This is a genomic window from Paraburkholderia sp. 32 (assembly GCF_050435345.1).
In the GTDB taxonomy this organism is placed as follows: Bacteria; Pseudomonadota; Gammaproteobacteria; order Burkholderiales; family Burkholderiaceae; genus Paraburkholderia; species Paraburkholderia tuberum.
Genome location: NZ_JBNDKD010000003.1, coordinates 3,356,147 through 3,374,389 on the forward strand (window position 1 = coordinate 3,356,147; position 18,243 = coordinate 3,374,389).

Annotated in this window: 13 protein-coding genes; 6 read left to right on the forward strand and 7 right to left on the reverse strand. The window is 65.5% G+C overall.

The genetic code is table 11. The features are described from left to right. Positions 1-140 precede the first annotated feature (140 nt). Entirely contained in the window at positions 141-332 is a 192-nt protein-coding gene (locus OKW26_RS38320) for a rubredoxin (protein WP_090803595.1), read from the reverse strand. 307 nt (positions 333-639) lie between these two features. Here OKW26_RS38320 and OKW26_RS38325 point away from each other — a divergent pair, with 307 nt between their 5' ends. The 5 genes from OKW26_RS38325 (at position 640) to OKW26_RS38345 (ending at position 8,682) form a co-directional block, all read left to right on the forward strand. Further along, positions 640-1,041 carry a DUF4399 domain-containing protein gene (locus OKW26_RS38325; RefSeq protein WP_187618179.1) on the forward strand — a complete coding sequence of 134 codons (402 nt, stop codon included), beginning with the start codon at positions 640-642 and terminating at the stop codon, positions 1,039-1,041. 156 nt (positions 1,042-1,197) lie between these two features. Continuing rightward, positions 1,198-3,132, forward strand: coding sequence for an ATP-binding cassette domain-containing protein (locus OKW26_RS38330; protein WP_184059494.1), 1,935 nt, complete (start codon positions 1,198-1,200; stop codon positions 3,130-3,132). A gap of 434 nt (positions 3,133-3,566) precedes the next feature. Next, positions 3,567-5,552: a DNA topoisomerase IV subunit B gene (locus OKW26_RS38335; RefSeq protein ID WP_184059492.1), complete on the forward strand. Its 1,986-nt coding sequence runs from the start codon at positions 3,567-3,569 to the stop codon at positions 5,550-5,552. Positions 5,553-5,612: 60 nt separating this feature from the next. Then, entirely contained in the window at positions 5,613-7,934 is a 2,322-nt protein-coding gene (gene parC, locus OKW26_RS38340; RefSeq protein ID WP_429356812.1) for a DNA topoisomerase IV subunit A, read from the forward strand. Positions 7,935-8,223: 289 nt separating this feature from the next. After that, positions 8,224-8,682, forward strand: coding sequence for a CopD family protein (locus OKW26_RS38345; protein WP_184059489.1), 459 nt, complete (start codon positions 8,224-8,226; stop codon positions 8,680-8,682). Positions 8,683-8,762: 80 nt separating this feature from the next. Here the strand turns inward: OKW26_RS38345 and OKW26_RS38350 are convergent, their stop codons facing one another. From OKW26_RS38350 to OKW26_RS38375, 6 genes are all read right to left on the reverse strand, one after another. Continuing rightward, entirely contained in the window at positions 8,763-9,971 is a 1,209-nt protein-coding gene (locus OKW26_RS38350; RefSeq protein ID WP_429356813.1) for a chromate transporter, read from the reverse strand. 38 nt (positions 9,972-10,009) lie between these two features. Next, positions 10,010-12,370 (reverse strand): bifunctional diguanylate cyclase/phosphodiesterase, encoded by a 2,361-nt coding sequence (locus OKW26_RS38355; protein ID WP_429356814.1) that lies wholly within the window; start codon positions 12,368-12,370, stop codon positions 10,010-10,012. 473 nt (positions 12,371-12,843) lie between these two features. Continuing rightward, entirely contained in the window at positions 12,844-13,743 is a 900-nt protein-coding gene (locus OKW26_RS38360; protein ID WP_429356815.1) for a PhzF family phenazine biosynthesis protein, read from the reverse strand. Between the two features lie 195 nt (positions 13,744-13,938). Further along, positions 13,939-14,403 (reverse strand): RidA family protein, encoded by a 465-nt coding sequence (locus tag OKW26_RS38365; RefSeq protein ID WP_184059485.1) that lies wholly within the window; start codon positions 14,401-14,403, stop codon positions 13,939-13,941. A 103-nt stretch (positions 14,404-14,506) separates the two neighbouring features. Further along, positions 14,507-15,703: a PLP-dependent aminotransferase family protein gene (locus OKW26_RS38370; protein WP_429356816.1), complete on the reverse strand. Its 1,197-nt coding sequence runs from the start codon at positions 15,701-15,703 to the stop codon at positions 14,507-14,509. Between the two features lie 102 nt (positions 15,704-15,805). Further along, positions 15,806-16,498 (reverse strand): VOC family protein, encoded by a 693-nt coding sequence (locus tag OKW26_RS38375; RefSeq protein ID WP_429357168.1) that lies wholly within the window; start codon positions 16,496-16,498, stop codon positions 15,806-15,808. 231 nt (positions 16,499-16,729) lie between these two features. Between OKW26_RS38375 and OKW26_RS38380 the strand changes: the two genes are divergently transcribed. Next, on the forward strand, positions 16,730-18,187 hold the full coding sequence (locus tag OKW26_RS38380) for a PLP-dependent aminotransferase family protein (RefSeq protein ID WP_429356817.1): 1,458 nt from the start codon (positions 16,730-16,732) through the stop codon (positions 18,185-18,187). The last annotated feature ends 56 nt before the right edge of the window (positions 18,188-18,243 follow it).

An 18,243-nucleotide genomic window follows, 5' to 3' on the forward strand; every position in this document is an offset into this window, starting at 1 on the left:
AGCCAGCAGCCGCCCGCGCCTCGCACAAATCCCGCAAAAACAAACGGCCCCGCAGACATCGCCTGCCGGGCCGCGCAAACCACCTGAGCATCTGGCGAAGCGCACGCAACCGCGCCTATCGCCCCAAGCTCATCTCACTGTCAAAACTCCACCACCGCGAACTCCGCCTTGCCCACGTCGCACAGCGGGCAGCGCCAGTCTTCCGGAATGTCGGCGAAACGCGTGCCCGGTCCGATGCCTTCTTCGGGCAGACCGTCTTCCTCGTTGTAGATCCAACCGCAAATCAGGCAGACCCAGCTCTTGAATTCCGTCACTTCGATTACTTCGCTCACGACACGCTCTCTCGTTCAATGCAATGGCCGGCTTGCTCTGCCCCTTTATGGGGCGGCGCGGCGACCCGCAATATTACCGGAATTTGTCAAATCAGCCGCAGACGACCGATGCGGCGCCGCCCCAACGCCTCTGCGGCGAGCCCGGGTTCGCGCGACGGGCCTCGTCACACAAGCCGTGTACGCTTTGACCTGCAAGCTATTCGATTGGACAGATGTGGCGCTCGCTTCGCACGTATTGCGACGATCGGTCTCGGAGAGGCCGCTGGCGGCGCCGCATCGCCGGGTTTCGTTTCCAAAGGAGAAGACGATGTTTAAAAACAGATGGTTGGTCGGCGTCGCGGCGGCTGGGCTACTCGCCGGGTCAGGTGTGGCGCAGGCGGCGGGCGTGACCTTCGTGCAACCGGCGGACGGCGCCACCGTCACCAATCCGGTGCACGTCGTGTTTGGCCTTGACGGCATGAAGATCGCGCCCGCCGGCACGCTGACGGACGGCACCGGGCATCATCACCTGCTGATCGACGGCAAGCCGCTGCCGAAGGGCGAGGTCGTCCCCGCGACCGACAAGTCGCTGCACTTCGGCAAAGGCCAGACTGAAACCGATCTGACGCTGCCGCCGGGCGACCATACGCTGACGCTGCAATTCGGCGACGGCGCGCATCGCTCGTATGGGCCGGAGATGAGCAAGACGATCACGGTGCACGTCAAGTAAGCAACTGCTTGAAAGGCCGGGCCGGCGCGCGCCGATAGCGTTGCACGCTGCGTTGCGCGCTTCATCGCACGGATGTTCCCGCCCGGCATACCTGCGACCGGCCCTGCGCCCGGTACAATGAGCAGTTCCGACTCATCGCCGTCTTCTCCCATTCCCATGTCGCTTTACACCATTACCGGAGCGCAGCTCGCGTTCGGTCACGTCGCGCTGCTCGACCACGCGGATTTCTCGCTCGAAGCGGGCGAGCACGTCGGGCTGATCGGGCGCAACGGCGCGGGCAAGTCGTCGCTGTTGAAAATCGTCGCCGATCTGGCCAAACCCGACGACGGCCTCGTCACGCGTCAGCAGCATCTGAGCACGGTCTACGTGCCGCAGGAGCCCGAGTTCAACGCCGACGACACCGTGTTCGACGCGGTCGCCGCCGGACTCACCGAGGCGCGCGCGCTGCTCGACGAATACGACGCGGTCGCGCATCAGCTCGCCGACACGCCCGAGGGCGCCGAACACGACGCGCTGCTCGCGCGCATGAACACGCTGCAATCGTCGTTGGACGCCGCGGACGCATGGAATTGGAGCACGCGCGTCGCGACCACGCTGCAGCAGATCGGCCTGAACGGCGAAGCCCGTGTCGGCTCGCTGTCGGGCGGCATGCAGAAGCGCGCCGCGCTCGCGCGCGCGCTCGTCGTGCAGCCCGACGTGCTGCTGCTCGACGAGCCGACCAACCATCTCGACTTCGACGGCATCCGCTGGCTCGAAGATCTGCTGGTGTCGCTGCGCGCTGGGCTGCTGTTCATCACACACGATCGCGCGTTTCTCGACCGCGTCGCGACGCGCATCGTCGAGCTCGATCGCGGGCGGCTGCTGTCGTATCCGGGCAATTTCTCCGCGTACCAGACGCGCAAGGCGCAGCAGCTCGAAGTCGAGCGCATCGAGAACGAGAAGTTCGACAAACTGCTCGCACAGGAAGAAGTGTGGATTCGCAAGGGCGTCGAGGCACGCCGCACGCGCAGCGTCGGCCGCATCGCGCGCCTCGTGCAGATGCGCAACGAGCGCGCCGAGCGCCGCAACGGGCAGGGCAACGTGAAGCTCGACGTCGGTCAGGGCGAGAAGTCCGGCAAGATCGTGGCGGAACTGACGGACGTGACGAAGCGCTATGGCGAGCGCGCGGTGGTGGACCGCTTCACGGCCACGGTGATGCGCGGCGACAAGATCGGCTTCATCGGTCCGAACGGCGCGGGCAAGACCACGCTGCTGAAGCTGATCCTCGGTGAACTCGCGCCCGACGAGGGCAACGTGCGCGTCGGCACGAATCCGCAGGTCGCGTATTTTGATCAGATGCGCGCGGCGCTCGATCTGGAAAAGAGTCTCGCGGACACGATCAGCCCCGGCAGCGAGTGGGTCGAAATCAACGGCCAGAAGAAGCACGTGATGAGCTATCTCGGCGACTTCCTGTTCGCACCGGAGCGCGCGCGTTCGCCGGTCAAGTCGCTGTCGGGCGGCGAGCGCAACCGGCTGTTGCTCGCGCGCCTGTTCGCGCGCCCGGCCAACGTGCTGGTGCTCGATGAACCGACCAACGACCTCGACATTCCGACGCTCGAACTGCTCGAAGAACTGCTGATCGACTACGACGGCACGGTGCTGCTCGTCAGTCACGACCGCGCCTTTCTCGATAACGTCGTGACGTCGGTGATCGCCTCGGAAGGCGGCGGCAAGTGGCGCGAATACGTCGGCGGTTTCACGGACTGGCAGACGCAGCGCGATCGCTCGGAGCAACTCGCGCTCGAAGCGCAGAAAGAATCGAGCAAGGAAGCGCCGAAAGAAGCGGCGCCGAAGGACAGCGCGTCGGGCCGCAATGCGCAGCGCAGCGCGAAGCTGTCGTTCAAGGAGCAGCGCGAACTGGAGGCGCTACCGAAAATGATTGCCGACCTCGAGGCCGAACAGAAGGCAATCGGCGCGCAGCTCGAAGACGGCTCGGTGTTCGCGAAAGATGCACGCGAAGGCGCGCGTCTGACCGAGCGCTATGCCGAGATCGACGAAGAGTTGATGCTCGCGCTCGAACGTTGGGACGAGCTGGAAAACCGCGTCAAGTAACGCGGCGTGCGCGGCCGGCACAAAAACAACAGAAAGCGCCGCCGCGCACGGCACCGAAATTCAGCCGGCGCGCGCCCGTGCATTTTCCGCCGATACCGATCGCGCCGCCGTCCTGCGAGCCGTCCATCCTCCATTGCATGTCCCCCAACGCCCGCCGTGCCTTATCCAGTCGGCCAATTCAGCGCGGGGTCAATTGCCGCCGTGATCGAAATCAGTACAATACCCCGCGAACAGGCTTCCCCGGCGGGCTGTGCGTCCATCTCCGGCATTCGAGCGCGCCAACGGAAGCCGCGCGACAAAACAGCTTGCCCGCATCGCGGGCGCTCCACCTAACCCCGTTGTTTCGTTTCGCTTTTTTTGAATACTCAACGCATTGTCCACGGCCCTGTCCACAGGACCTGTGGACAACGATGAACCGACGCACCGAGTCAATCATGTCTACGAAAAAGCCAAACGCCGCGTATAGCGAAGCGTCGATCAAGGTGTTGAAGGGTCTGGAGCCGGTCAAGCAACGACCCGGCATGTACACCCGCACCGAGAATCCGCTGCACATCATTCAGGAAGTCATCGACAACGCATCGGACGAGGCCCTCGGCGGCTACGGCCGGCAAATCACGGTCACGCTGCACGCGGACCATTCGGTCTCGGTCGACGACGACGGCCGCGGCATTCCGTTCGGCCTGCACCCCGACGAGGGCGTACCGGTCGTCGAAATCGTTTTCACGCGCTTGCACGCGGGCGGCAAGTTCGACAAGGCCGCCGGCGGCGCCTATACGTTCTCGGGCGGTCTGCACGGCGTCGGCGTGTCGGTCACCAACGCGCTGTCCACGCGGCTCGACGTCACCGTGTGGCGCGACGGCAAGGTCGCCGGACTGAGCTTCGCGCACGGCGACGTCGCGAAGCCGCTCGAAGTGCGTGCCGCCACCAAGGCCGACAAGAAATCCGGCACGCGCGTGACCGCGTGGGCCGATCCGAAGTACTTCGATTCGCCGAACCTGCCGCTCGGTGAATTGCAGCGTCTGTTGCGCTCAAAAGCGGTGCTGCTGCCGGGCGTCGAGGTCACGCTCGTCAACGAGAAAACCGGCGAGCGGCAAAGCTGGAAATACGAAGACGGCCTGCGCGGCTATCTGCTCGAAGGCATGAACGGCAGCGATCTGCTGATTCCGCTGTTCGAGGGCGAGCGCTACGCGGAAAGCTCGCGTTCGAGCGAAGAGACGTTCGCCGAAGGCGAGGGCGCGGCGTGGGTCGTCGCGTGGAGCGAGGAAGGGCCGCTCACGCGCGAGTCGTACGTGAACCTGATTCCTACGCCCGCGGGCGGCACGCACGAGTCGGGCTTGCGCGACGGTCTTTATCAGGCGGTCAAGAGCTTCGTCGAGTTGCACAACCTGCAGCCGAAGGGCGTGAAACTGCTCGCCGAAGACGTGTTCGCGCGGGTGTCGTTCGTGCTGTCGGCGAAGGTGCTCGATCCGCAGTTTCAAGGGCAGATCAAGGAGCGCCTGAATAGCCGCGATGCGGTCAAGCTCGTGTCGTCGTTCGCTCGGCCGGCGCTCGAACTGTGGTTGAACCAGCACGTCGAGCATGGCAAGAAACTCGCGGACCTCGTGATCAAGCAGGCGCAGGCGCGCACGCGCGCGGGGCAGAAGGTCGAGAAGCGCAAGAGCTCGGGCGTTGCCGTGCTGCCCGGCAAGCTGACCGATTGCGAATCGACGGAAATCGGCCGCAACGAACTGTTCCTCGTCGAGGGCGACTCGGCGGGCGGCTCCGCGAAGATGGGCCGCGACAAGGAATACCAGGCGATCCTGCCGCTGCGCGGCAAGGTGCTGAACACGTGGGAAACCGAACGTGATCGCCTGTTCGCGAACAACGAGGTGCACGACATTTCAGTGGCGATCGGCGTCGATCCGCATAATCCGGACGACAAGGTCGATCTGTCGAATCTGCGCTACGGCAAGATCTGCATTTTGTCGGATGCGGACGTCGACGGCTCGCATATCCAGGTGCTGCTGCTCACGCTGTTCTTCAAGCATTTCCCGCAACTGATCGAGCGCGGTCATGTGTGCGTCGCGCGTCCGCCGTTGTTTCGCGTCGATGCGCCCGCGCGCGGCAAGAAGCCCGCGCAGAAGCTCTATGCGCTCGACGAAGGCGAGCTCGAGGCGATTCTCGACAAGCTGCGCAAGGACGGCGTGCGCGACAACCAGTGGTCGATCAGCCGCTTCAAGGGGCTCGGTGAAATGAGCGCCGAGCAGCTGTGGGATACGACGATGAATCCCGACACGCGCCGCCTGCAGCCGGTCGCGCTCGGCGAACTCGACTACGATGCGACCGTCGCGCGCATGACGATGCTGATGGGCAAGGGCGAAGCGGCGTCGCGCCGCAGCTGGCTCGAAGAGAAGGGCAACGAAGTGGAAGCGGACATCTGAGCGCATTGCGCCTCAATGCGGCATACGACACTTCAAGCCAAACACGGACACGGAATCTAGATGGACGACGATAACACTCTCGACCTTTTCAACGAGCCGCCGTCGGACAGCGACGTGCTGACGCTCGGCAACTACGCGGAGCGCGCGTACCTCGAGTATGCGGTCAGCGTGGTCAAGGGCCGCGCGCTGCCCGATGTTTGCGATGGGCAGAAGCCGGTGCAGCGCCGCATCCTGTTCGCGATGAACGAGATGGGCCTCGGCGACAACGCGAAGCCGGTCAAATCGGCGCGCGTGGTCGGCGACGTGCTCGGTAAGTATCACCCGCACGGCGACCAGTCCGCGTACGACGCACTCGTGCGTCTCGCGCAAGACTTTTCGATGCGCTATCCGCTGATCGACGGCCAGGGCAACTTCGGCTCGCGCGACGGCGATGGCGCGGCGGCGATGCGTTACACCGAAGCGCGCCTGACGCCGATCGCAAAGCTGCTGCTCGCCGAAATCGACCAGGGCACGGTCGACTTCATGCCGAACTACGACGGCTCGTTCGAAGAGCCGAAGGTGCTGCCGGCGCGTCTGCCGTTCGTGCTGCTCAATGGCGCATCGGGCATCGCCGTCGGCCTCGCGACGGAAATTCCGTCGCACAACCTGCGCGAAGTCGCAGGAGCGGCGGTCGCGCTGATCCGCAATCCGAAGCTCTCGCATGCGGAGCTGATGCAGCACGTGCCCGGTCCGGACTTCCCCGGCGGCGGCCAGATCATTTCGAGCGAGGCGGAAATCGCCGCCGCGTACGAAACCGGCCGCGGCAGCCTGAAGGTGCGCGCGCGCTGGAAGATCGAGGATCTCGCGCGCGGCCAGTGGCAACTCGTGATCACCGAACTGCCGCCGAATACGGCCGCGCAGAAGGTGCTCGAGGAAATCGAAGAACAGACCAACCCGAAAATCAAGCTCGGCAAGAAGACGCTGACGCCCGAGCAGTTGCAGACGCGGCAGACGCTGCTCGGGCTCGTCGACGCGGTGCGCGACGAATCGGGCAAGGACGCGCCGGTGCGTCTCGTGTTCGAGCCGAAGTCGAGCCGCATCGATCAGACCGACTTCGTCAACACGCTGCTCGCGCATACGAGCCTCGAATCGAACGCGCCGCTGAACATGGTGATGGTCGGCGGCGACGGCCGGCCGCGTCAGAAGGGCTTGAGCGAAATCCTGCACGAGTGGATCGCGTTCCGTTTCGCGACGGTGACGCGCCGCACGCGGCATCGTCTGTCGAAGGTCGACGACCGCATCCATATTCTCGAAGGCCGGATGATCGTCTTCCTGAATATCGACGAAGTCATCCGCATCATTCGCGAATCGGACGAGCCGAAGGTCGCGCTGATGGCCGCGTTCGGTCTCACGGATCGCCAGGCCGAGGACATCCTCGAAATCCGGCTGCGTCAGTTGGCGCGCCTCGAGAAGATCAAGATCGAGAAGGAACTGGCCGAGCTGCGCGACGAGAAGGCCAGGCTCGAAGAGCTGCTCGGCAGCGAACCGGCGATGAAGCGCCTGCTGATCAAGGAAATCGAAGCCGACGCGAAACAGTATGGCGACGAGCGCCGCACGCTGATCCAGCAGGAAAAGCGCGCGACGTTCGAAGCGCGCGTGGTCGACGAGCCGGTCACCGTCGTGGTGTCGCAAAAGGGCTGGGTGCGCGCGCTGAAGGGCCACGGGCTCGATACGGCCGGCTTCAGCTTCAAGGCCGGCGACGGCCTCTACGCGGCGTTCCAATGCCGCACGCCCGATACGCTGATCGCGTGGGGTAGCAACGGGCGCGTCTATTCGGTCGCGGTGGCTCAACTGCCGGGCGGACGCGGCGACGGCGTGCCGGTCACGTCGCTGATCGAGCTCGAATCGGGCAGTCATTTGATGCACTACTACGCGGCGTCGGCGGAACAGGCACTGCTGCTCGCGTCGAGCAACGGCTTCGGCTTCATCGCGAAGGTCGGCGATATGGTGAGCCGCGTGAAGGCCGGCAAGTCGTTCATGACGATCGACGCCGGCGCCGCGCCGCTCGCGCCGATGCCGATGCTGCCGGACGCGGCGCAGGTCGCGTGTCTGTCGTCGGGCGGACGTCTGCTCGTGTTCGGCCTCGACGAGATGAAGACGCTGTCGGGCGGCGGCCGTGGCGTCACGCTGATGGCGCTCGACGACAACGAAACGCTCGTGCAGGCGCTTGCGATCAACAAAGCAGGCGTGATGCTGATCGGCACGCGTCGTGGCGGCCGCGTCGACGAGGAGAAGCTGGCCGGCGCCGAGCTTGCGGCGCATGTCGGCAAGCGTGCGCGCAAGGGACGCGCGCCCGCCAGCAAGCTGAAGCTCGACGGCATGCGTCCGGTGCTGCCGGCCTAGTGGAGTCGATTTAACGAAGTTTGACGCTGCAAAACCGAGGGCGCCTGCTAGCATGCGGGGCGCTCGCGGTCTGTCGCAGCAGAGTCCGTCGCGCGAAGGGCGTGGAAGCAAACGGGGCGCGGCGGCGTCGCGGCCAGATGAACGGGCCGCGATCACAACGACAAAACACGACGCAATAGACGTCGATACCCGGAACTGCCTGCATCACGTATGGTCGAACGCGCTCAGTTGGTGCTGAGCGGGATCGCGTGTCCTAAACGGTGTGGCGTCGTCGGGAGAGGAAAACTACATGAACAAGGCTGTCGAAGTCGCGCTTTTTCTGCATCTGCTCGGGGTGGCGGTGTGGGTCGGCGGTATGGTGTTCGCGCATTTCTGCCTGCGCCCTGCGCTCGGCGATCTATCGCCGCAACTGCGCCTGCCGCTGTGGGAGTCGGTATTTGGCCGCTTCTTCAACTGGGTCGGGGTGTCGGTGCTCGTGATCCTGATCAGCGGCGGCTTCCTGCTGATGCAATTCGGCGGCGCTCATGCTAGCTGGCCGCTGCATGCGATGGCCGGTCTCGGCATCGTGATGATGCTGATCTTCGGGCATATCCGCTTCGCCGTATATCCGCGCATTCGCCGCGCGGTGCAGGCGCAGAAGTGGCCCGATGGCGCGCAGGCGGTCGGCACGGTTCGCCGTCTCGTGCTGATCAATCTCGTGCTGGGCGTCGTGACGATCGGCTTCGCTGTGCTGTCGCGCGGGTTCTGATCGCCGGATCGCCGGAGCGCCGGATCGCCGGACCGCCGGATCGCCAACGGCGCAGCAGGCTTCGTGCGGCCCGCGACGCATCACGTCGTGGCGCCGTACGCGAGCCACAAACCGCACGCCACCGCCACCGTTCCATACACGGCATACACCGGCACCTTCAGCTTCGCGAAGCACATCGCGGAGAACGTCGCGGTCAGCAGATAGATCGGCTCCAGCGGTACGCGCACCGCAATGCGCAGTACCGCGACCGCGAGAAACGCGGTCGTGACCGCGCGCAGAATCCTCATGCCGTGCTCGAAGCGCGGGTTCACCTTCAACTGATGCAGATGCCGCTGCGCGAGCACGACGAGGCAGCCTGACGGCACGAATAGCGCGAGCGTCGCGATCAGCGCGCCGAGCCAGCCATCGACGAGATAACCGAAGAACGGGACCACGTTCAGCAGGGGTCCCGGGGACAACGGCGACAGCGTAAACGCGAGCGTGAAGTCGTTATCGGACACGCCGACCGCCGGCGTGACGAACAGCGTCTTCAGCACCGGCAACGCCGAGAAGCCGCCGCCGAACAGCGTCATGCCGGCGCCCGCGAGGCGCGGCCACAGCAGCGCGAGGTCATAGCGATGCGGCAGCGGCAGCGCAAACAGCACGAGCAGCACGCCGAGCGCGGCCAGTAGCCGATAGTCGCCGCGCTGGAGCGACACGGCGAGTCGCGAGTCGCGCTCCCGACTCGCGAACCAGCCGGCGCCGAAGGCCGCGCCGAGCATCACCACATACGCCGCGGCGCTGTGCGCATAGAGCAGCGCGATGCTGCCGAGCAGCGCCGCCGTCCATTCGAGCTTGCCCCGCACGAGCGCGCGGGTTTGCTTGTACCAGGTGAGCGCGATCAGCGTCGCGAGCACGACGCTGAAGTGATGCAGCAGGGTTTGCGACGCGATCGTGTGCACGATGGGCGTGCGATAGAAGATCGCGAACAGCGTCATCAGCGTGAAGAAGGGCAGTACGCTCGCCACCCCGGCGACCCATGCGCCCGCGCGTCCGCGCAGCGCGTGCCCGAGCTGTACGGCGACGTTGCAGCCGACGGGTCCCGGCACCATCCACGCGAGCGCGATCAGGTCCGAGAACGCCACGCGCGAGAGCCGCCCCTCGCGTTCCACGTAATGATGCTCGAGCTGCGCCATCAACGCGAGACCGCCCCACGACAGCGCCGACAGGCCGCACACGACCCGGAACAGCGTCCATAGCGGTTCCCGTTGCCCGCGGCGGGCAGCCTCATCGCTCGTGATGGTCTGCATCGGCGCTGCGCGGGCCCCGCCATGCGGGCGCCCGTCCTTTAATTGTTGCTGGATAGGCTGCTTGCGCTGTGGGCTTCGTGCGCGACGCGGTGGCCGCCGACGCTGTTCATGCCGCATACCCCGAAGCGCTCGAGCAGTGCCGGGATCGCCTCCACTGGCACCGGCCGCGAGAACAGAAAGCCCTGTGCCTCGATATGGCCGAGCGCGGCCAGCCACGCAATCTGCTCTTCGGTCTCCGTGCCTTCGACCACCACCGTGAGCCCGAGCGAGCGCGCGAGGTTGACGATCGCGGTGACCATCACGCAGACGCTGCGGTCGCCCGGAATCGCCTGGACGAACGAGCGGTCCACCTTCAGCGTATCGACGGCAAAGCGATTGAGATAGGACAGCGAAGAGTAGCCGGTGCCGAAATCGTCGAGCGCGATGCGTACGCCGAGACGCTTCAGCGCGAAGATTTTTTCGGAGACCACTTCCGGAAATTCCATCATCGTCGTTTCGGTGATTTCGAGTTCGAGGCGACGGGCGGAGATGCCGGTTTCCTCGATCGCGCGCGAGACCGTTTCGAGCAGGTCGCCGCGCCAGAACTGCACCGCCGAAATGTTCACCGCGAGCGATAGCGTGTCGTAGCCCTGCTGCTGCCATTGCGCGAGCTGACGGCATGCGGTCTCGATCACGAAGTCGCCGATCGGCACGATCAGGCCGGTCGACTCGGCCACGGGGATGAACTCGTTGGCCGGGATCAGTCCGTGCTGCGGATGGTTCCAGCGCACGAGCGCTTCGAAGCCGGTGATGCAGCGGCGCTTCAGATCGATCTTCGGCTGATAGGCGAGGAACAGTTGCCCCTCGGCCAGCGCGACGCGCAACTGCTGCTCCCACTTCATCAGATGGTCGGCGCGATGCGACAGATGCGGCGAATAGAACTGGTAGCAGTTCTTGCCGGCGTCCTTCGCGCTGTACATCGCGAGGTCGGCTTTCTTCAGCAGGTCGATCTCGCTTTCGTTGGCGACCGAGTACAGCGCGATGCCGATGCTCGCATGCAGCACGAACGCGCTGCCGCGCACCTCGAACGGCTTCGAGAACGCTTCGCCGGCGGCTTCGGCGAGCGCGACCGCGCGCTTTTCGACATCGTCGCCCTTGATCACGACGACGAACTCGTCCCCGCCGATGCGGCTCAGCGCGCCGTCGTCGCCGACCGCGGTGGCGAGGCGCGAGGCTGTCATCTGCAGCACGATGTCGCCGGCGTTGTGGCCGAGCGTGTCGTTGACGGTCTTGAAGTTGTCGAGGTCGATAAAAAGAATCGCGAGGCGACCCAGGTTGAGCGGCTGCGCGACGTCATGGCGCAGCGCCTGCAGCGTCGCGTAGCGATTGCGCAGGCCGGTCAACAGATCGTATTCGACGAGTTGCGTCATCTCGCGCTCGCGGCCTAGCAGTTTGCCTATCAGGCCGGTCGCGACCGCGAAGAAGCTGAGCATCGCGAGCGAGATGAAGCCCGCCATCAACAGATAGACGTTGCGCGTGTGGTTGTAATCGGCGAATTCTTCGCCCTGCGAAAGACCGACGAGCACGCCGAGCGGATAGCCGTCGATGTGCCGGTACGACACGATGCGCGTGACGTTGTCGATCGAATCGACGTAGGTGCCCGACACATGCTCCGAGGTCGGATACGTGCCGCTCGCGGTGAACGTGCTGCTCGTCCTGCTGGCGTTGCCGGTGCGGCGCGCGAGCACGGTGCCGCTGTCCGAGATCACCGCGATCACGCCTTCGCGGCCGATCGCCGCGTTGTTGTAGAAGTCCGACGTAAAGTAGCTCGGGTCTTCGGAGACCACGATGACGCCCGCGAAGGAGCCGTCCGGATGATTGAGACGCCGCGTCATCTGCAGCGTCCAGTGACCCGACACGCGGCCGAGCACGGGCTTGCTGATGTACAGCTGGTCGTCGTTTTCGTGCTCGTGGACCTTGAAGTGCTCGCGGTCCGACAAGTCGATGTGAGCGGGGTTGAGTTCGGCCGTATTGGCGATCAGTCTGCCGTGCTCGTCGATTATCGACACCTGCACGAGCGTTTCGCTTTGCACGACGCCTTTTTCGACCGTGCTCGCGAGATCGAAATGATTGGGCGTCTTTTCGAACTCGTACTTGACGAAGCGCGTGATCTGATCGACCTGGTGAATCGCCTTGATGGTGTGCTGCTCGAGCGCCGCGGAAAGTATTGCGGAAGACGCCATCGCTTCGCGGTACGTCGCGTCCCTTTCTACCGACAGCCGCGCGAAGATCACGGTCCACAGCAGGATCAGTACGAGTACCCCGAGCGCGGGAATGACGAGCAACGCGCGCCGGCGCGTGACCAATGGATCGCGTCGCGGCCTGGCTTCGCGCAGCTCGGAGAAGCGGGACTGAGTCATCGCGCGGGCCTTGGCTGGGTGCGGGCCGCCTGCAAACGCATGGGCATCGACTGCGCGAAATAGATGGATGGCTGCATGGTGACCAAGATGCCAAAGCTGCTGCGCAGGATGAGAGGGCGTGGCGCCGCGCCGGACCGTCCACAGGTCATCGGATACGGTTCGATATTACTGAATGCCACCGGATTAAGGAAGCTTCCGGGCATGGGGTATACGCTCGCGCGGCGGGCGCCTGGATGCGGCTGTTCACGTTGGCCTGCATCGCCGGTCTTATGACGCGACCGGTCCGTGATTTGTCCAAGACTTCATCGGCAACGGTGCCTGCCACTCGGCAGTTTCTGGCAGGGCTTTTGCAATCCGGCCACGATGAATTCGGAGAACCAGGTATGGCGACGCCATCGCGCTGCGGCTTTTTGTGGTGTGAAGCGGCGGCATGTGGCGTGTCGCCGTGGCGCGCGCGCGAAGCCGCAGCTCGCTTACACGAGCCGGCACGTGCCGTCGACGATCGTCACCGAAGGCCCGCCGATCCAGATCTTGCCGCGCGCATCGTCGTAGTGGACCGACACGTGGCCCGCGCGCCCGAGCGCGGTGCCCTGACGCGCCGTATAGCGCGCGGCGGGACGACGGTGCTGCAGGTTCAGCAGACCCGCGAGCGCGGCATTGGCGCTGCCCGTCACCGGGTCTTCGCCGACACCGAAGCCGCCGCCCGCCATCAGGCAACGGACCTCGAACGTCGCGGGGCCGTCGGCGTCGTGCGGTCCATACACGGCGACGCCGTGCGTGTCGACCGAATGCGCGAGCTCGGCGAGCGCCGCCGCGTCGGGTTCGAGCGCGAGGCAGGCGCGTGCCGAATCGACCCGCACGACGAGCCACGGCGCACCGTTGTCGACCGCGCATGGCGGCGCGCTGAAGTCGATCGCCTGACTACGTAAAGCCGTAGACAGCGCTTCGTAACGATGCTCGGCGAGCGGTGTCACGCGCGCGGGCGGCGCGGCGAACGCCCATGCGCCGTGCATGTTGTCGCCGCCGTCGAGCGCTTCGAGTTCGACGAGACCCACGCCGCATTGCTGGATCAGCTTGCCGGCCTGCTTCGGCTGGTAGCCGCTTTCGCGCAAAGCATGCGCGGTGCCCAAGGTCGGATGACCCGCGAACGGCAACTCGCCCCCCGGCGTGAAGATGCGCACGCGATAGTCGGCGGCCGCGTCGGTCGGCTTTAGCAGAAACGTGGTTTCGGACAGATTGGTCCAGCGCGCAATGGCCTGCATTTGCGCGGTATCGAGCGCGTCGGCATCGAACACGACGGCAAGCGGATTGCCCTTGAACGGTGTCGACGTAAACACGTCGACCTGTTTGAAACGAACGGTGTGAGCGGACATCGACAGGCTCCGGCGCAATGGACGTTGAGGGAGTTCGCGGATTCTATCCGCCTGCGCGGCGGCGATCCACCGTCGCCATAAAACAAAAACGCGCCGCCGGTGCGTGACACCGGTCGGCGCGTTTCAATCGCAATGCGGCGTGAATCAGGTGCCGATCTCGCGCGACACCGCACGCATTGTCACATCGCGTCGATGCTATTGGACCTCGGCGATCAGCTCGATCTCCACGCACGCGCCGAGCGGAATCTGCGCGACGCCGAACGCCGAGCGCGCGTGCTTGCCGCGTTCGCCGAACACGTCGGCGATCAGCTCGGACGCACCGTTGGTGACCAGATGCTGCTCGGTGAACTCGAGCGTCGAGTTGACGAGGCTCATCAGCTTGACGACGCGCGTGACGCGGTTCAGGTCGCCGACGTGCGCATGCAAGGTGGCGAGCAGATCGATCGCGATCGAGCGCGCGGCGGCCTTGCCTTCCTCGGTGGAGAGCGTCGCGCCGAGCTTGCCGACCCACACCTTGCCGTCCTTCCTGGCGATGTGGCCCGACAGGTACACCGTGTTGCCGCTTTGCGCGCTCATCACATAGGCCGCTGCCGGCGCACCCGCCGCCGGCAATTCGATGCCGAGTTCCTTGAGCTTGTCGTACACATTCGATTGAGCCATATCGTGTCCTCGTTTCGGTGAGATTGCATGAATGCAGGCGGGGCGAAGTCCGCACGCAACGCGCGTGCAAGCTTCACCCCGATGGCAGTGCGGCTAACGCCGTTCAGATTTTCGCGCGCACGAGTGCGGCGAGACGCGCCACGCCTTCGTCGATTTTAGCCGGTGGCACCGTAACGAACGACAGACGCAGCGTGTTGTGCTGCGCCTCGCTCGCGAAAAACGGAGCGCCCGGCACGAACGCGACGTTCTGCGCGACCGCTTCCTCGAGCAGCTTCATGGTGTCGATGCCCGCCGGCAGATTGACCCAGATGAACATGCCGCCTTCCGGACGGTTCCAGCTGACGCCATCGGGCATATAGCGCTCGAGCGCGGTGAGCATCGCGTCGCACTGGTTGCGATACAGCTCGCGGATCGTCGGCACGTGCGTGTCGAGGAAGCCGTCCTTGACCACCTCGTGCACGATGCGCTGCGTGAAGCTCGGCGTGTGCAGGTCGGTGGCCTGCTTGGCCTGCACGAGTTTGAAGATCAATTCCTCGGGCGCGATGATGAAACCGACCCGCAGACCCGGCGCGAGCACCTTCGAGAACGAGCCGAGATAGACGATGTGATCGGGCGCCATCGACAACATCGTCGGCAGCGGTTCGCCCGCGTAGTCGAGCGCGCCATAGGGATCGTCCTCGATCACCGGGAACGGCGCGGTCTTCGCGAACTCGGCGAGCGCGCGGCGGCGTTCGACCGGCAGACGGCGGCCCGTCGGATTCTGGAAATTCGGCTGCGCGTACAGCAGACGCGCGCCATTGGTCAGTTCCGGCTTCAGGCCCTCGGGGATCAGGCCCTGCTCGTCGGTTGGCACCTGCACGTAGTGCGGCTCGTACATCGAGAACGATTGCAGCGCGCCGAGGTAGGTCGGCGTTTCGACCAGCACCGGGCTATCGACGCAGATCAGCACCTTGCCGAGCAGGTCGAGCGCCTGTTGCGAGCCGGTCGTGATCAGCACCTGCGACGCACGGATCTGCGCGCCGTTGATCGAGTGGCGTTGCGCGACCCATTCGCGCAGCGGCAGATAACCTTCGGTCGCGCTGTACTGCAGCGCCGCGGCGGGCGTGTCGCGCAGGATGCGGTCGGACGCCTCGCGCATGCGCTCGGCCGGGAAGGTGGCAGGCGAGGGCAGGCCGCCGGCGAAGGAGATGACTTCGGGCCGTTCCGTGACTTTCAGGATCTCGCGGATCGCGGAGCTCGTGAGCTTGCGCGCGCGTTCGGACAATTGCCACGTCGGGGCTTTCAGGTCGCTTTGGTCCATGATCTCCTCTGGTATTTCTGGAACCGGTCAAAATTTCAATTATCGCGCGACTGGCCAACCATTGCCGCTGGGTGCCACCGGGGTTGCCCAATCACGCGCTGTTTATCCGAGGGTTCGAGAACCCTCGGGTGTTTCGAATTCGGCGACGAGCGCCGCCGCGCCGTCGGTCGGCTGTACGTCGAGCAGGTGCGCGGCGCCGAGCCAGCGCAGTTGCTCGCCAATCGGCTCTGGCCGCGGATGCACGGCTTTCAACGCTTTCAGCGCGAGGTTCGTCGGCGCCAGCGACTGCGACGGATGCCGCATCGAGTCCCACTGGATCAGCGAGGGCAGCACGCCGTCGCCGGCGCCTTGCCACGCGGGGAACGACCCGTCGTCGGGCACCGTCAGGCCCCATGTGAAATCGCCGCGCGTCATCGGCACGACCGGCGCGATGCGCTGCGGATACTGCGCTTGCCACGTCGCCAGATGCTTCGGCCGCTCGACGCGCGCGACCCAATGCGACAGATACGGCCCGTTTTCCAGTCGCGCCTGCGTCGCCGGGTCGTCGAGCGCGAACAGGCGCGGGCGCGGCGCGGTGCCATCGGTTGCGTCGGCCGCGGCGTGCGGATCGATGGCGATCACTTCCAGGTAGACCCCGCCCCACAGGCCGAGCAGGCGATTGTGGGTCCGCATCAGCGGATGCGCGCCACCGCCGGCCGGCGCGACGCCGAGCGTATCGGCGACGTACTGGACGCCTTCGTCCACGGTGCGCGCGGAGACGACGAGGTGATCGAGACTGAGCGATTGGGCTGTCAGGGTGGTCATGGCGGATCGATGGAAAACGCTGTTCTGCGCAAGGGCCAGTTGCGCGCCACGCTTGAGGGCAGCGCTGCCGGGGCCGTAAGCATAACCGTTTGCCGGATCGGCGGGCCATACGTATGGAATTACATGGGGTCACCAGCCTCGCTGGATTCAAATGTAACGGCCGTGACCTGCACAGTAACGGTACAATCGGCGCGATACTATTCGGTACAGTTGGAGTCCGTCATGTCCGTCCCGCTTACCCACATTCCTGCCCCGCACGACACCGCGTCGTTGACGCTGGTCGAACAGCTCGTCCAGTGGGCGCGGCGCCGCATCGAGGAGCGCGTGTTCCGCCCCGGCATGCGCATGCCGTCGATCCGCAAGCTCGCGCTCGACAAGGGCGTGTCGCGCTTCACGGTGGTCGAAGCGTACGAACGGCTCGTCGCGCAGGGTTTTCTGGAGTCGCGGCGCGGCTCCGGCTTCTATGTGCGCGAGCGCCAGGGCGGCGCGGCGACGGTCTCCGAGCTGCACCCGCGCGCCGAGACGCTGCCCGCGCCGGCCAATATCGACGTCGTCTGGCTGCTGCGCAACATGCTGCACACCGGCGCGCGGCCCGAGCGCAGCCCGGGCCTCGGCTATCTGCCGGCCCGCTGGCTCGACGGCGACCTGATCACCAACGCGCTGCGCACGCTCGGCCGGCAAAGCGGCATGCAGATGCTCGGCATCGGCACCGCGCAAGGTTTCCTGCCGCTGCGTCAGCAGTTGCAGACGCGGCTCGAGGAGTTGGAGATCGGCGCGTCGCCCGAGCAGATCGTGATGGTGTCGGGCGTCACCCAGGCGATCGACCTCATTTCGCGCATCTACGTGAAGCCGGGTGATGCGGTGATCGTCGGCGATCCGGCGTGGTTCCAGATGTTCGGCTGCTTCGCGTCGCAGGGCGCGCGGCTCGTCGGCATGCCGTACACGCCGGACGGCCCCGATCTCGACGCGCTCGAAGCGCTGGTCCAGGAATGGCGCCCCAAAATGCTGGTGATCAACTCGGTGCTGCAGAACCCGACCGGCACCTCGCTGAGCGCCGCGCAGGCGTTCCGCATCCTGCGGCTTGCCGAGGCGTATGACTTCATCGTCGTCGAGGACGACATCTACGGCGACCTGTGCCCGCCCAGCTACGCGGGTACGCGGCTCGCGAGCCTCGATCAGCTAAAGCGCGTGATCTACCTCGGCAGTTTCTCGAAGACGCTTGCGCCGAATCTGCGCGTCGGTTTCATCGCATGCGCGGCAGAGGTCGCGATGGTGGTCGCCAATCAGAAGATGCTGGTCGGCATGACGAGCCCGGAGTTGAACGAGCGCGTGATCTACAAGATCCTGACCGAGGGCCACTACCGGCGGCACGTCGAGCGCATTCGCGCACGGCTCGACGGCGTGCGCGAGAAGGCCGTGCGGATGATCGAGAAGACCGGCATGAAGCTGTTTCTGACGCCGACGGCCGGGATGTTCCTGTGGGCCGACACCGGCGTCGACGCAGGCGCGCTTGCCGCGGCCGGGCACGAAGCCGGCTATCTGCTGACGCCGGGCGGGCTGTTTTCGCCGCAGCAGTCGCCGAGCACGTGGATGCGCTTCAACATCGCCAATTGCGGCGATCCTGAATTACCGGCGTTCCTAAGCCGTTATCTCGACGGCGTCGCGCGCCGGGCCTCTTGAAACCGCGCCGGAGCGTCCCCATTTGCGCGGACGATCCGGCGGTCCGGCGCTCCGGC

What these genes read in the sequence shown, in the direction of transcription:
- OKW26_RS38325 (WP_187618179.1), top strand. Translation starts at nt 640, where the DNA reads ATGTTTAAAAACAGATGGTTGGTCGGCGTCGCGGCGGCTGGGCTACTC.
- OKW26_RS38330 (WP_184059494.1), top strand. Translation starts at nt 1,198, where the DNA reads ATGTCGCTTTACACCATTACCGGAGCGCAGCTCGCGTTCGGTCACGTC.
- OKW26_RS38335 (WP_184059492.1), top strand. Translation starts at nt 3,567, where the DNA reads ATGTCTACGAAAAAGCCAAACGCCGCGTATAGCGAAGCGTCGATCAAG.
- parC (WP_429356812.1), top strand. Translation starts at nt 5,613, where the DNA reads ATGGACGACGATAACACTCTCGACCTTTTCAACGAGCCGCCGTCGGAC.
- OKW26_RS38345 (WP_184059489.1), top strand. Translation starts at nt 8,224, where the DNA reads ATGAACAAGGCTGTCGAAGTCGCGCTTTTTCTGCATCTGCTCGGGGTG.
- OKW26_RS38350 (WP_429356813.1), bottom strand. Translation starts at nt 9,971, where the DNA reads ATGCAGACCATCACGAGCGATGAGGCTGCCCGCCGCGGGCAACGGGAA.
- OKW26_RS38355 (WP_429356814.1), bottom strand. Translation starts at nt 12,370, where the DNA reads ATGACTCAGTCCCGCTTCTCCGAGCTGCGCGAAGCCAGGCCGCGACGC.
- OKW26_RS38360 (WP_429356815.1), bottom strand. Translation starts at nt 13,743, where the DNA reads ATGTCCGCTCACACCGTTCGTTTCAAACAGGTCGACGTGTTTACGTCG.
- OKW26_RS38365 (WP_184059485.1), bottom strand. Translation starts at nt 14,403, where the DNA reads ATGGCTCAATCGAATGTGTACGACAAGCTCAAGGAACTCGGCATCGAA.
- OKW26_RS38370 (WP_429356816.1), bottom strand. Translation starts at nt 15,703, where the DNA reads ATGGACCAAAGCGACCTGAAAGCCCCGACGTGGCAATTGTCCGAACGC.
- OKW26_RS38380 (WP_429356817.1), top strand. Translation starts at nt 16,730, where the DNA reads ATGTCCGTCCCGCTTACCCACATTCCTGCCCCGCACGACACCGCGTCG.